Genomic DNA, 14,673 nt, shown 5'->3' on the forward strand with positions numbered 1-14,673 from the left:
CAACCCCTAGTTTATTATTTAAAAGTTCTTTCAAAAATTTTATCTACATTTTTAGTATAGTAGTTATAATCAAAGCAATTTCTAATATCTGCTTCACTTAAAGAATTTTTCAAATCCTCATCAGCTAATAAAGCTAATAAAAACAAACTCTCGCCTTTTTCATTTAAAGCAGGCTTACCATTTTGTAAATCAGCCCAAACTTTCATAGCATTTCTTTGAACAATCTTGTAAGCTTCTTCTCTGCTTATACCTTTAAATGGAAGTTCAAGCAATACTCTTTGAGAAAATACAAGCCCTCCAGTTAAATTTAAATTTTTCATCATATTTTCTGGATATACCAAAAGCTTTTCTACCACACCGCATAATCTTGAAAGCATAAAATCAGTCGTGATAAAAGCATCAGGTAATACAAATCTTTCTACACTAGAATGTGATATATCTCTTTCATGCCATAATGCTACATTTTCTAAAGCAGGTGTTACATAAGCTCTTATCATCCTGCAAAGACCAGTAATATTTTCACTCAAAACAGGATTTCTTTTATGAGGCATAGCTGAACTTCCTTTTTGTCCTTGAGAAAAATATTCTTCAGCTTCATATACTTCTGTTCTTTGAAAATGGCGGATAGCAACAGCAATTTGCTCACAACTTGAAGCTAAAATAGCTAAAGCCGAGATAACTTGTGCGTAACGATCTCTTTGTATAACTTGGTTTGAAACTGGTGCTGGTTTAAGATCTAAATTTTTACAAACTTCTTCTTCAAATTCAAGTGGAGCATGAGCAAAATTTCCCATAGCACCACTGATTTTTCCATAGCTAATCACTTCTTTTGCATGAATAATTAAATCTTTTGCATGAACTAGCGAATCATACCAAATAGCCAAAACTAAACCAAAAGTTATAGGCTCTCCATGAATTCCATGACTCCTTCCTACCATTAAGGTATTTTTATGCTCATATGCTCTTGTTTTAATCGCTGCTAAAACTTGATCTAAATCTTGCAAGATTAGTTCTAAACTATCTTTAATCTGCAAAGCAACTGCGGTATCAATACAATCTGAACTTGTCATTGCATAATGTACAAAACGACTTTCCTCGCCTAAGCTTTCACTTACACTAGTTAAAAAAGCGATAACATCATGTTTGGTAGTTTTTTCTATTTCATCTATTCTTGCTATATCAAATTTTGCATTTTTTATAATTTTTTCACAATCATCGTCTTTAATAAGACCAAGTTTATTCCATGCTTTCACAGCAGCTAATTCTACTTTTAGCCATGTATCATATTTTGCTTGCATGTCCCATTTTTTAGCCATGATTTCTCTACTATATCTTTCAACCATTTTCAAGACCTTTTTTTATATAATTTTTTATGAAAAAATAGCTTGAATTTTATTATAAATTACCTAAGAAAGTTATTAAATGGCATATATAAAAAAGAAACTAGCAAATAATGGAAAAAAGGCATTTAGACTACTTATGGAAGAGTTAAAAATTTCTATGCGTGAAGCACAAAAACTCATTGATAAAAAAAGATTATTTTGTGATGGAAATTTGGTAGAAGAAAAAAATAAATTTTTAAATGGTTTAGTAGAATTAATCGTATATGAAAACAACCCCAAAGGATTAGAAATAGTTTTTGAAAATGAAGATTTTGCCATCGTAGAAAAACCAAGTGGAGTGCTAACTCATCCTAATGGGCGCAATTGTGCTTATAGTCTTTGTGATGAAATTTGGCATTTATGGGGTGAAAAAGCTTGCGTGGCTCATAGACTAGATAAAGAAACAAGCGGACTTTTACTCATAGCAAAACATAAAAATGCACAAATTGAGTTAAAAACTATGTTTGAAAAAAGATTAGTGCAAAAAAGTTATCTTGCTCTAGCAAAAGGAAAAACTGAAAAAGAATTTATAGTAGATAAAAGCATGGATTTAGCTAAAGACTATGATACAGTAAAAACTAGGATGCATATTTGTGAAAATGGCAAAGAAGCTTTAACACAATTTTATACTTTAGAATATTTTGAAAATTTAGATGCTAGTTTAGTTTTAGCTAAACCTCTAACAGGCAGACAACATCAAATAAGATTACATTTGTTTCATGTGAAACATAAAATTTTAGGTGAACCTTTATATGGTTTAGAAAAAACACAAATAGAGCAAATATTAGATGGAAAAATGAGTGATATAAAAAGAGCTCAAATTACAGGCGCTAAAAGACTGCTTTTACACTCTTTTAGCTTAGAATTTACATATAAAAATCAAAAATTTTTGATACAATCTCAAAAAGATATAAAAGGTGAATTTTTGAAAAATCTACCTTAATCTTTTTCTAATTTTAAAACCTTATCAGTTTGGATTGCAACTGCAATTTGCTTAGCTGGTTTACCATAATCTCTACAATAATCACAAGATTTATAAAAATCTTGAGAATAAAATTCAAAAAATCTTTCTTTAGAATCCTCTAAATTTAAAAAATCACCATTAAATTCTTCAAGTCCTTTTAAGCGTGACAAGGAGCTTGATATAGGACAAACAAAAATAGCTCCTTTAGGTGCTAATTGTTTATTTTCTAAGCCCTCAGATGTCATCAAACTTACACATGGCATTTGACAATTACGATAATTTTTGATTATATCTTCTTTACTTCTACCGCGTTTATAAATTTTTTCAGGATCACTCCAAGTAGAATTTTCGCCACTAGAGTTCATAGAAAATGGAATTTTATTTTCTTTTAATTTTCTTAGAATGCTTTCTTGTTTTAGTGGAATTTTTAAATTTGGCGATCTTTTGTAGTCTGAAATTGTAATTTTTCTAACCTTATTAGATTTTTTTAACTTTTTCATCAATTCATCTTTAAAATCAATAGTTGCATTAGTAACTAAAGAAAAAGTTAGTATTTTCTTTTGAGCATCTAAATAATCAATCAATTGTGGTAAATCTTTAAACAACAGGGGTTCTCCGCCTATAATTCTAACTCTTGCAATAGAATCTACTTTAGATAAAAGTAGATCTAATGATTCCATAATGCCCTCTAAAGTACAGGTATATTGATTTGATGGTGAAAAATACTACATCAAATTATTACATGATTCACAACGCAAAGTACATCTTGTAGTTAAAACTAATTCTAAATAAGGAATATCCACCTTACCTTCTAAAACCCTCTTTTCGAAGTATTTTTTCAAATAAAATTTTTTCATCAAAGCAGCATAAGGAACTTTAAAAATTCTAGCAATTCCTCTTTTACCATTTAAATGAGAAAAATACCAAGAAATATTTGGCTTTATATATCTATTTTGAAATAATTGATTTTCTAACAATTGTTTTTTATCTATCATTATTTTTCCCTTCATTTTTTAATACATAAATAATCCCACCAAGTCCTATGATCACTACTATGCTTATAAAAATAAGTTGGACTATATCTAAAAAAGTCATTGTTTACTCTGCCTTTCTTTAAGCTGTCCGCATGCAGCTGAAATATCAAGTCCCTTGCTTTCTCTTATCGTACAAGTAACACCTTTTGCACTTAAATAATCTTGAAATTTAACCGCATTTTCAACACTTGGTCTTTTATATAAACTTCCTTCGTGTGGATTAAAAAGTATTAAATTCACTTTGGCTTTTATACCATTTAAGAGCTTGACTAGTTCTTTTGCATGTTCTATTTTATCATTTATACCATCAATTAAAAGGTATTCAAACATTACTCTTTTACGCTGATCTATAGGAAAATTTCTCACCGCTTCCATAATGCTTGCTATATTATAAGCTTTATTAATAGGCATTAATTCACTTCTAAGCTCATCATTTACAGCATGGAGCGAAATAGCCAAAAGCACACCTAAATTCATTTCTCCAAGCTCTTTAATTTGCTTTGCTAAACCACTTGTGCTTATAGTTTGTCTTCTAGGGCTTATCGCTAAAGCATCATTATCAGCTAAAATTTTAACTGCCTTAGAAACATTTTTAAGATTATCCAAAGGCTCTCCCATACCCATATAGACTATATTAACCCTTCTTTCATAAGGTATGTTGTTATGTTTTTTAATCCATAAAATTTGTCCTACTATTTCTCCTGCAGTCAAATTTCTTTTCAAACCGCCTTTAGCAGTCAGACAAAAACTGCACCCACTTTTACACCCCACTTGAGAGGAAACACAAATAGTATATCTTGCATGTTTGATGATTTTTCCATTTTCATCTACAAGCTCTTCTTTCATAGGTAGCAAAACAGCTTCTATTTTTTTACCATCTAAAAGCTCAAAAAGATATTTTATACTACCATCTTTGCTTTTTTCATCTTTCACACATTTTAAAGGTGAAAAATGAAAATTTTCTTGTAAATACACTCTAAAGTCTTTTGGTAAAGATGACATTTGTAAAAAATCGTCTGCATATTTTTTATATAACCATTCAAAAATTTGCTTTGCTCTAAATTTTGGCTGGACTAAATTTTCTAATTCTTCTTTAGTAAAATCTAATATATTTTTTAATTCACTCAATTTTTTTCCTATATAAGTTTCTTATCTAATAAAAAATCTTTTAATAATTCTTTTGCTTCTTGATGATTTTTAAAAAAATCTTCATGTGCAAATTCATTACAAAAATTTGTAGCACATAAATAACAAATTCCTTCTATTCCTTGCATTTTTGCACAAGAAAGCACAGCGTATGCTTCCATATTTTCTATATGTACGCCTTTTTTAAAAAATTCTTGGGCAATATTTTCATCTTTGCAAATATAATTTGAAGAATTAATCATAGTTTCATGTGAAACATTTAATCTAATCTCATTTGCTATAGGTGTATAAAAACTATCAAATAAATCTGCGTATTCTAAATTTGCAGCATTAGAACTTTCATAAATGTCTAAAATTTTTCCTTCTTGGTAAATTCCACATGTACCTATAAAAATCACTCTATCTGTTTTTACTTGACTTAAAATTTTACCTAGATAAAAAGCAGAATTAACTAAACCTATGCCTATACTTTGTGCAAATTTAAAATCCTCATTTCCTCCTGCACACACTATAAGATTTTTCAAAAATTAACCTTTATAAAAAATAATTCAAATTTTATCTAATTAGCGCTTAAAATAATGCTATAATTAATATTTTTTAGATAAAATAAATTTATGATAAAAGCAAAAAAACATTTTGGGCAAAATTTTTTATGTGATAAAAGCGTGGTAGATAAAATCATCCAAGCCATACCCAAAGATACTAAAAATATAGTTGAGATTGGGCCTGGCTTAGGTGATTTAACGCAAGAACTTTTGAAAATTCCACAAGCTCATATTAGAGCTTATGAGATTGATAAAGATTTGATTCCTATTTTAAATAAAAAATTTCAAAATGAGATTGAAGGTGGAAATTTTGAGCTTATTCATCAAAATGCAAGTGATGCTTTTGATCAAGGAAGTTTAAGCGATAAAGAGTACTTTTTAGTAGCAAATTTACCATATTATATTGCTACAAATTTGATTTTAAAAGCCCTAGAAGATCAAAATTGCCTTGGGCTTATAGTAATGGTGCAAAAAGAAGTGGCACAGAAATTTTGTGCGAATGAAAAAGAAAGTAATTTTTCGGCCTTAGGGGTGCTTTGTGCATTAATATGCCAAAGACAAATGCTTTTTGATATACAACCACAAAGCTTTAATCCTCCACCAAAAGTTACTTCAGCTGTAATGAAGTTAATAAAAACTACTCATTATCAGCAAAAATGTGAAAATATAGAAGCTTTTAAAGAATTTCTTAGAGCTTGTTTTCAAAATCCTAGAAAACAACTCTTATCTAATTTTAAAAATAAAAAAGAAAAAATTCTAAAAGCATTTGAAGCACTAAACATCTCTTCTACCTCAAGAGCTCATGAAATTAGCGTTGATTCATACCTTAAAATTTATGACTATTTAAAGGATGACTATGAGCGAAGAAAACAAAACTCAAGAACAAAATAAAACTAAAAGATTTAATAAATTTAGAAACAAAAGAAAAAAAGATTCACAAAATCAAGAGCAAAATAGTGAAATTAAAAATGAAACAAAAGTAGAAAATGCTCAAACTGAAGCTAGCGAAGAAAAAAAGAAAAAGAAAAAAAATAGAAATTTACCATCTAAATTAAGCGGTAATGAAGAATGGCAAATAGAACTTGCTAAAAGCATAGAAGCTAATAAAATCATGCACGAGCTAAGACTTCACCCTTTAAAACACAACAACTCAAGCGAACATAAAATTCGTATTACACCTTTGGGTGGGCTTGGGGAAATCGGTGGAAATATCACTGTTTTTGAAACCAACAACGATGCAATTATCGTTGATATAGGTATGAGTTTTCCAGATGGAACCATGCATGGAGTAGATATTATCATACCTGATTTTGACTATGTAAGAAAGATTAAAAACAAAATTCGCGCTATCATCATCACTCATGCTCATGAAGATCATATCGGTGCTGTACCGTATTTTTTCAAAGAATTTCAATTTCCTATCTACGCAACACCTTTAGCACTAGGTATGATTTCAAATAAATTTGAAGAACATGGTTTAAAGGCTGAGCGTAAATGGTTTAGACCTATAACAAAAAGACAAATTTATGAAATAGGTGAATTTAATTTAGAATGGATTCACATAACCCACTCTATCATCGATGCTTGTGCTTTGGCTATTAAAACTAAAGCAGGAACCATCATACACACTGGCGATTTTAAAATAGATCAAACACCAATTGATGGTTATCCAACGGATTTAAGTCGTTTAGCTCAATATGGCGAAGAAGGTGTGCTTTGTCTTTTAAGTGATAGTACAAACTCATATAAAGAAGGCTATACAAAAAGCGAAAGCTCTGTAGGACCTACTTTTGATCAAATTTTTGCCAAAACTAAAGGCAGGGTAATCATGAGCACCTTTAGCTCTAATATCCACCGCGTATATCAAGCTATTAGTTATGGTTTAAAATACGGCAGAAAAGTGTGTGTTATAGGGCGTTCTATGGAAAGAAATCTCTATACTACTATGGAACTTGGCTATATCAAACTTGATAGGAAAATTTTCATTGACGCTGATGAAGTAAGCAAATACAAAGACAACGAAGTACTAATTGTCACTACAGGAAGTCAAGGCGAGACCATGAGTGCTTTATATAGAATGGCAACTGATGAGCATAAATTTATCAAAATCAAACCTAGCGATCAAGTTATCATTTCAGCTAAAGCAATACCAGGTAATGAAGCAAATGTTTCTGCTGTACTTGATTTTCTTTTAAAAGCAGGAGCTAAAGTAGCTTATCAAGAATTTAGTGAAATTCATGTAAGCGGACATGCTAGTATAGAAGAACAAAAACTCATGCTAACTTTAGTAAAACCTAAATTTTTCTTACCAGTGCATGGAGAGTATAATCATATCAATAAACATAAAGAAACTGCTCTAAAATGTGGTATACCTGAAAGAAACATCTACTTAATGAGTGATGGGGATCAAGTAGAGCTTTGTCAAAAATACATCAAACGTGTAAAAACAGTTAAAACAGGAAAAGTCTTTGTGGATAATCAAATCAACAAACAAATCGCAGATGATGTGGTAATTGATAGACAAAAACTAGCAGATAGCGGTATAGTTGTCATCATCGCCCAGCTTGATAAAGCAAGTAAAACACTAATTAATAAACCAAGAGTATTTAGTTATGGCTTGGTAGCTGATAAACAAGATGGAGCATTCTCAAAAGAAATGAGTGATGTTTTAAGTCAATTTTTCCCAAATGTAAAAGATGAAATTTTAGATAATCCAAAAGTTTTAGAAGCTCAAATTAGACAAGTACTAAGAAAGCATATTTTTAGAAAAATCAAAAAATATCCAACCATAGTACCAACTATTTTTGTGATGTAAAGTAAAATTATGAGAATTAATAAATTCATCTCACACAATAGCAAATATTCTCGCCGTGAGGCTGATGAGCTAATCAAGCAAGGCTTAGTAAAAATCAATAAAAAAACAGCCTTGCTAAATGATAGTGTAAATGCTGAGGATAAAGTTTTTATCAATGGTAAAAAACTCCATAAAAAAACACAATTTTCAGTCATCATTTATCACAAACAAAAAGGCGAAATAGTTAGTAAAAAAGATGATAGAGGCAGAAAAACCATCTATCATACTTTACCAAAACAATTTAGCACTTGGCTTAGCGTAGGAAGACTTGACTTTGCAAGCGAGGGATTACTTTTACTAACTGATTCACCTGTAATAGCAGATGCACTTATGCATAGTGATTTAGAAAGAGAATATTACTTAAAAGTAAAAGGTAATATAGATAAAAATGTCATCGAAGCTATGCAAAATGGCTTAGAAATTCAAAATGAAAAAAAAGGGGCTCACGCCAAAACTAAAATAACCTCAATGAGTTTTGCTCCATTTTTAGGCTTTGAAATTTTTGGTTCAAGCGGAGGCTATACGAAACTAAAAGTAATCATTAATGAAGGTAAAAATAGGGAGCTAAGACGCTTTTTTGGACATTTTGATTTAGAAGTGATGGATCTTAAAAGAGTGGCATTTGGAGCATTAGATCTTGGTATGTTAAAAGCTGGTAAATATCGTTATTTGGAAAATGGCGAGTATGAAAAACTGCGCGATTTTTTAAAAATAAATGATATTAGGTATTAAAATTAATACTTTAAAAATACTTAAATTAATTAAAATTTAATTTTAATTTTGTATAATTAGCAATTTAATTTATATAAAAAAGGAAAATTATGGCAAACCATAAATCTGCTGAAAAAAGAGCAAGACAAACTATCAAAAGAACTGAAAGAAATAGATTTTATAGAACAAGATTAAAAAACATTACAAAAGCGGTTCGTGAAGCAGCGGCAAATAACGATAAAGAAGCTGCACAAAATGCATTAAAAGTAGCTAATAAAAGCATTCACGCTATGGTAAGTCGCGGATTTTTGAAAAAACAAACTGCATCACGCCGTGTTAGCAGATTAGCATTATTGGTAAACAAATTAGCATAATTAATGTTAGCTGATAAACTCAAACCTTTTTTAGCACGCTTTGATGAGTTAAATACTCTTCTTAGTGATGTTAATATCTCTAATGATATTTCTAAAATGACAGCTCTATCTAAAGAGCAAAAAAATTTAGAACCCATAGTAGAAAAAGCAAAAGAATATCTCAAAACCTTAGATGATATAGAAGAAAATAAACTTCTTTTATCTGATCCTGAACTAGGTGAACTTGCAAAAGAAGAACTTAAAAATCTCGAAGTTTTAAAGCCACAACTTGAAGAAAAATTAAAAATTCTTTTATTACCTAAAGATCCAAACGATGATAAGAATATCTTTTTAGAAATTCGTGCAGGCACAGGTGGCGATGAAGCTTCTTTATTTGTTGGGGATTTAGTAAAAGCTTATATACGCTATGCTGAAAATCGTGATTATAAATACGAAATAGTCAGCTCAAGTGAAGGTAGCGTAGGTGGATTTAAAGAAATCATCATTCTTATCAAAGGAAATGGAGCTTATTCAAGGCTAAAATACGAAGGTGGCACACATAGGGTTCAAAGAGTACCTGAAACAGAATCTCAAGGTAGAGTTCATACTTCAGCTATTACAGTGGCTATTATGCCTGAAGTTGATGATGTTGAAATTCAAATCAATCCAAATGATTTAAAAATCGATGTAATGCGTAGTAGCGGTCATGGTGGTCAAAGCGTAAATACCACAGATAGTGCTGTAAGAATCACTCACATTCCAACAGGTATAGTTGTAGTAAATCAAGATGGTAAAAGCCAACATAAAAACAAAGAAAGTGCCATGAAAGTCTTAAAGGCAAGACTTTTTGAAATGCAAGAACAAGAACGCTTAGCTAAAGAAAGTCAAGCAAGAAAATCACAAGTTGGAAGTGGCGATAGAAGCGAACGCATACGCACTTATAATTTCCCTCAAAATAGAATTAGTGATCATAGAATAAATCTTACTTTATATAGACTTGATGCGATTTTAGAAGGTGGACTTTTTGATGAAATCATTGAGCCATTAATCGCTTATTATCAAGCAGAGGCTTTAAAACAAGAAAATTTATAATTCTTGTTTTAATTATTGCTTGCTAATAAAATTCTATATTGTTCTTTATCAACATTTATCAAAAGCGAAACTAATTTAAAAGCTCTAAATTTTTCCATTACAAAAAGATCTTTACTATCTTTTAAAACTATAGCAACTAAATTTTTCATTACTTTATCAAGCCAAATATTTTTATATTTATCATTTGCTGAATGATATCTTCCAATAGCATTCCAATTAAACCCATATCGTTGTATAATTTCATAAAGTAATCTTGCTGCTATGTCTATATTTGCACTAACTTTTACAATCTCCTTTTCGCTAACACCATAACGCTTTAAATGAATGCTATTAATTTGCATTAAACCATAATCTCTTGTTTGATTTTTATTTCTACCAATGATATTATGTTCATAAGCTGCATTCTCTGTCAAAGCTATGGCTTTAAGTAATGCCATGGGTATGTTATACTTTCTAGCTGCGATTTTAAAATCTTTATCATATTTATAAAAATTTTCAGGTATATAAGTATCACCTATAAAAATTTTTGTATCAAAAGCAAAAGTAAAATTAAAAAATATTGCTAATAATAAAATCCTTTTTAACATTTTACTCCTTTATAGTACTTATGCTATAGCAAATTTATAAATAAAAATTATGCAAATAAGTTAATAAATTATCTAAGAATTTCTTTTATAGTAAGTTGAGGGGTGATTAATCCTCTAAAATTATTTTTAGAAATACTAGCTATAAAATCAATATTTTCACCAATTTCTGGCTCATAATCAAAGTTAAAAAATAAAGCTTCTAAAGTCTTATTTCCTTGTGTTAAAATAAGTTTTATATGATTTTCATCTTTACCAAGTCTTTTTTTGTTTTTTACAAAAAGCTTATCAAATTTAAAATATGGTCTTGGGTTTTTATGCCCAAAAGGTTCAAAAAATTCCAATATCTCTAAAAGTTCAAAATCAACTTCATTTGGATCAATACTACCTAAAACCTCATCAGTATTGTAAAAATCATCTTTAGGGATATTTTGACAAATTTCATAAAGCTTATTTTTAAAAATACCAAATTTTTCAAGCTCGACTAAAACTCCAGCTGCACCTTTATGTCCACCATAGCTTAAAACAAATTCTTTAGCTTGTTCTATAACATTTAAAATATCTATCCTACCCACGCTTCTAACGCTAGCTTTAGCCTTTTGCTCACATTCTGAAAAAACAAAGGCAGGCTTGTTAAAATGCTTTGCTAAACGACTTGCAACTATACCCAAAACACCCTCATGCCAATTTTGGCCATTGACAATAATCACAGGATCATTTTCATCAACTTGTTCTAAACATTGTTTAAAAAGCTCGCGCTCTTCATCTTTACGGCTATTATTATAAGTAATGATTTGTTCTAAATAACCCATAACCTCATTAATATTTTTAGAATGCAAAAATTTATAAGAAATAATCGCATCATCCATTCTACCTGCACTATTAATCAAAGGTGCAATTAAAAAACTAATATTATCAAGTTCAAATTTATCCTTACCAAAATACTGTTTGATAGCTTTAAATGCAACTCGTTTTGAATCATTAATACACTCTATGCCTTTTCTAACTAAGGCTCTATTTAAATCTCTAAGCTCCATCATATCTGCGATAATTGCGATAGATAAAAGCTCTATAAATTTACACATATTATAATTAATCTTACATACTTCTTTTATAGCAGCAACTAAATACCAAGCCACTTGAGCACCACAAATTTCAATATCAGGAAATTCACAATCTTGTTGTTTAGGATTAATGATCGCATAAGCTTTTGGTAAAGTAGCTGGAGGCATATGATGATCGGTAATAATTAAATCAATTCCTTTTTGCAAACAAAGCTCTGCTGCATCAAAAGCTGCTATACCATTATCTACAGTGATGATTAAATCTACCCCATTAAGTTCATTGATGATTTCTTCATTTAGACCATATCCATCTTTAAAACGATTTGGAATTTTTACCACATAGTCATATCCGATATCATCAAAAAATTCAGATAAAATCACACAAGAAATCACCCCATCTACATCATAATCTCCAACAATAGCAAGCTTTTGATTTTTTTCAATCGCTTCTTTAATACGTAAAGCACCCTTATAGACATCTTTTAAACAAGATGGCATAGGTAAATCACAAAGCTTTACATGTGTATCATTGATAAAACGCTGGTGTAAAATTTCTTTTATTTTGGCTTTATTTAGCATGATTTGTTAAAGATGCCTTGATAAAAGAAAAAATAGCCGGATTAACCCTAACTAAGCGTGAAGTAAATTCAGGGTGAAACTGCACTGCTAAGAAAAATGGATGATCTTTAAGCTCTACAGCCTCAACTAAACCTTCATTTTCCCCACTTATAATAAGCCCATTTTTTTCAAACATTTCTTTATATTTTGGATTAGCTTCATAGCGGTGGCGGTGACGTTCTTTTACGCTTTTTTGATTATCATAAACCTTACTTAAAAGTGTATTTGGCTTGATATGACACTCATAAGCTCCAAGACGCATAGTTCCACCAAGTGGAGTTTTACTTGTTCTAATTTGCTTTTCTCCACTTGCGTCAATAAATTCATCAATCAAAAAGATGATAGGATTTTTACAATTTGGATTGAATTCATGAGAATTTGGATCTTCTAGTTTTAAAACATTGCGTGCAAATTCCACTAAAGAAAGCTGCATACCCAAACAAATTCCTAAAAATGGAATTTTATTTTCTCTTGCATATTGTATGGCTTTGATTTTTCCTTCTACTCCACGGTAACCAAAACCACCTGCTACTAAAATCCCATTTACATCTTTAAAGCTTTCTTCGACATTTACATTTTCTAATTTTTCACTATCGATCCATTTTAAATTTACTCTTGCATCAAGTGCTGCGCCTGCATGGATAATGGCTTCTGTTAAGCTTTTATAGCTTTCTTTTAAATCTACATATTTTCCTACAAAAGCAATACTAAGTTCATTACTTGGAGCGATGACTCTTTTTACTAAAGAATCCCATTCGTTCATACTTGGCTTTAAATTTTGAAGATCTAATAAACTTGCAATAGAATTTAAAATATCTTGTTTTAAAAAATTTAGTGGAATTTGATAAATACTAGCTGCATCCACACTTTCTATAACGCAGTTTTTTTCAACTCCGCATGAAATTGCGATTTTGTCTTTTAACTCTCTATCTAAAGATTTTTCACTTCTGCAAATGATCATATCAGGGCTTATACCTATACGGCGTAATTCTCCCACACTATGTTGAGTTGGTTTTGTTTTAAGTTCTCCTGCTGCTTTGATAAATGGCACTAAAGTCAAGTGAATATTAATAGCATTGTATTTACCCACTTCAAGTTTTAAAGCTCTAATAGCTTCTAAAAATGGTAAGCCTTCTATATCTCCTACCGTGCCACCTATTTCAACAATTAAAATATCTTTATCAACTCCAGCCTTTTTAATACGATCTTTTATCTCATCAACTATATGAGGGATTACTTGTATAGTTTTTCCTAAGTAATCTCCTCTTCTTTCTTTTTCTATAACACTTTGATAAACTCTTCCTGTGGTAAAGTTATTATCCTGAGTTAAATTCTCATTTAAAAATCTCTCATAATGTCCTAAGTCTAAATCTGTCTCAGCTCCATCTTCAGTTACAAAAACTTCCCCATGCTCCAAAGGACTCATCGTGCCAGGATCTACATTAATATAAGGATCTGCTTTTAAAATACTTACTTTTAAACCTGAATTTTTTAAAATCGTAGCTATAGAAGCTGCTGCTATACCTTTTCCTAATGAGCTTAAAACACCACCGGTTACAAAAATATACTTAGTTTGTTTTAATTTCATAAAATAACCTTAATTTCTTTTTTTGAAATTATAACGAATAAAAAATTTTATTTTTATAAACATTTGTGTAAAATTCAATTATTTTTGAAGGAAATTTTCGATGAAAATCACATTATTAAATCATACTCCACTTTCTGTATGCTCTCATGCAACAAGAACATGTTGGCAAAGTTTTGACAAAGGTGATTGTGGTGGTGAGAAAGACAAAGAATTAATCGATCGAGTGGGAAATAAATTCAAACATGCTTCAACCTTAGAGCATTTAAACTATACTTTTTATATACAAGGTATTTCAAGAGCATGCTTACAAGAAGTTGCAAGACACCGCCACACTAGTCCTAGTGTAAAAAGCACAAGATATACTTTAAAAGAACTAAGAAATGAAAGCGAATTTAAAGAAAATGACTTTGAAAATGCTAAAAGATACTTAGTATTAACCGGAAATGAAGTAGTGGATAATGCAAGCATCAAAGCTTTAGAAAATCTGCGTTTGATTTTGCAAAATAGCATTAGTTTAGACATAGCAAAATACTGCTTACCAGAAAGCTATAAAACAGAATTAACTTTAACAATTAATGCAAGAAGTTTGCAAAATTTTATCACTCTAAGAAGCTCAAAATCAGCCCTTTGGGAGATAAGACAACTCGCAAATGCCTTATTTGAAAACTTGCCTGAGGAACATCAATTTATTTTTAAACATTGTGTTTATCAAGAAGAAAATTCCCAAGATTAATTGGG

General features: G+C 30.2%; 16 protein-coding genes. 7 read left to right on the forward strand and 9 right to left on the reverse strand.

The genetic code is table 11. From position 1 onward, the window contains the following. Positions 1-14: 14 nt before the first annotated feature. The gene (purB, locus tag L8X97_RS04275; protein ID WP_263662717.1) at positions 15-1,343 is read right to left on the reverse strand and encodes an adenylosuccinate lyase; all 1,329 of its coding nucleotides are present in this window, start codon (positions 1,341-1,343) and stop codon (positions 15-17) included. Positions 1,344-1,422: 79 nt separating this feature from the next. Here purB and L8X97_RS04280 point away from each other — a divergent pair, with 79 nt between their 5' ends. Beyond that, positions 1,423-2,325, forward strand: coding sequence for an RluA family pseudouridine synthase (locus L8X97_RS04280; protein WP_263662718.1), 903 nt, complete (start codon positions 1,423-1,425; stop codon positions 2,323-2,325). Here the strand turns inward: L8X97_RS04280 and L8X97_RS04285 are convergent. Genes L8X97_RS04285 through L8X97_RS04305 form a run of 5 tightly spaced genes read right to left on the reverse strand, consistent with a single transcriptional unit; the run spans position 2,322 to position 5,050 of the window. Further along, on the reverse strand, positions 2,322-3,026 hold the full coding sequence (locus tag L8X97_RS04285) for a hypothetical protein (protein WP_263662719.1): 705 nt from the start codon (positions 3,024-3,026) through the stop codon (positions 2,322-2,324). The genes L8X97_RS04280 and L8X97_RS04285 overlap by 4 nt on opposite strands. A 45-nt stretch (positions 3,027-3,071) precedes the next feature. Beyond that, a complete protein-coding gene (locus tag L8X97_RS04290) occupies positions 3,072-3,341 on the reverse strand; it encodes a hypothetical protein (protein WP_263659212.1) in 270 nt (89 codons plus the stop codon). Then, positions 3,331-3,441 (reverse strand): hypothetical protein, encoded by a 111-nt coding sequence (locus L8X97_RS04295; protein WP_263659213.1) that lies wholly within the window; start codon positions 3,439-3,441, stop codon positions 3,331-3,333. Before L8X97_RS04295 ends, L8X97_RS04290 begins: the two co-directional genes overlap by 11 nt. Beyond that, positions 3,438-4,508, reverse strand: coding sequence for a 23S rRNA (adenine(2503)-C(2))-methyltransferase RlmN (gene rlmN, locus L8X97_RS04300; protein WP_263661401.1), 1,071 nt, complete (start codon positions 4,506-4,508; stop codon positions 3,438-3,440). Before rlmN ends, L8X97_RS04295 begins: the two co-directional genes overlap by 4 nt. Positions 4,509-4,516: 8 nt before the next feature. Beyond that, positions 4,517-5,050 (reverse strand): purine-nucleoside phosphorylase, encoded by a 534-nt coding sequence (locus L8X97_RS04305; protein ID WP_263662720.1) that lies wholly within the window; start codon positions 5,048-5,050, stop codon positions 4,517-4,519. A gap of 90 nt (positions 5,051-5,140) precedes the next feature. Between L8X97_RS04305 and rsmA the strand changes: the two genes are divergently transcribed. The 5 genes from rsmA (at position 5,141) to prfA (ending at position 10,081) form a co-directional block, all read left to right on the forward strand. Then, positions 5,141-5,962, forward strand: a complete 822-nt coding sequence (rsmA, locus tag L8X97_RS04310; protein WP_263661399.1) for a 16S rRNA (adenine(1518)-N(6)/adenine(1519)-N(6))-dimethyltransferase RsmA — start codon at positions 5,141-5,143, stop codon at positions 5,960-5,962. Beyond that, positions 5,928-7,886, forward strand: a complete 1,959-nt coding sequence (locus L8X97_RS04315; protein ID WP_263728425.1) for a ribonuclease J — start codon at positions 5,928-5,930, stop codon at positions 7,884-7,886. The genes rsmA and L8X97_RS04315 overlap by 35 nt, the downstream gene beginning before the upstream one ends. Positions 7,887-7,895: 9 nt before the next feature. Beyond that, the gene (locus tag L8X97_RS04320) at positions 7,896-8,657 is read left to right on the forward strand and encodes a pseudouridine synthase (RefSeq protein ID WP_263659218.1); all 762 of its coding nucleotides are present in this window, start codon (positions 7,896-7,898) and stop codon (positions 8,655-8,657) included. Between the two features lie 89 nt (positions 8,658-8,746). After that, complete coding sequence (gene rpsT, locus L8X97_RS04325; RefSeq protein ID WP_039617063.1) at positions 8,747-9,010, forward strand: 30S ribosomal protein S20; 264 nt, start codon at positions 8,747-8,749, stop codon at positions 9,008-9,010. Positions 9,011-9,013: 3 nt separating this feature from the next. After that, positions 9,014-10,081: a peptide chain release factor 1 gene (gene prfA, locus L8X97_RS04330; protein WP_133319093.1), complete on the forward strand. Its 1,068-nt coding sequence runs from the start codon at positions 9,014-9,016 to the stop codon at positions 10,079-10,081. An 8-nt stretch (positions 10,082-10,089) separates the two neighbouring features. Here the strand turns inward: prfA and L8X97_RS04335 are convergent, their stop codons facing one another. The 3 genes from L8X97_RS04335 to L8X97_RS04345 all read right to left on the reverse strand — a co-directional run bounded on the left by L8X97_RS04335 (position 10,090) and on the right by L8X97_RS04345 (position 13,935). Beyond that, positions 10,090-10,668 (reverse strand): lytic transglycosylase domain-containing protein, encoded by a 579-nt coding sequence (locus L8X97_RS04335; protein ID WP_220566962.1) that lies wholly within the window; start codon positions 10,666-10,668, stop codon positions 10,090-10,092. Between the two features lie 68 nt (positions 10,669-10,736). Continuing rightward, positions 10,737-12,308, reverse strand: coding sequence for a single-stranded-DNA-specific exonuclease RecJ (recJ, locus tag L8X97_RS04340; RefSeq protein ID WP_263659219.1), 1,572 nt, complete (start codon positions 12,306-12,308; stop codon positions 10,737-10,739). Then, positions 12,298-13,935, reverse strand: coding sequence for a CTP synthase (locus L8X97_RS04345; protein WP_263662721.1), 1,638 nt, complete (start codon positions 13,933-13,935; stop codon positions 12,298-12,300). Before L8X97_RS04345 ends, recJ begins: the two co-directional genes overlap by 11 nt. 100 nt (positions 13,936-14,035) lie before the next feature. On the opposite strand from L8X97_RS04345, the gene thyX reads away from it, so the two are divergent. Further along, positions 14,036-14,668, forward strand: coding sequence for an FAD-dependent thymidylate synthase (gene thyX, locus L8X97_RS04350; protein ID WP_039617054.1), 633 nt, complete (start codon positions 14,036-14,038; stop codon positions 14,666-14,668). Positions 14,669-14,673 lie beyond the last annotated feature (5 nt).

The sequence above is a fragment of the Campylobacter sp. CNRCH_2013_0671h genome (assembly GCF_025773055.1).
In the GTDB taxonomy this organism is placed as follows: domain Bacteria; phylum Campylobacterota; class Campylobacteria; order Campylobacterales; family Campylobacteraceae; genus Campylobacter_D; species Campylobacter_D lari_D.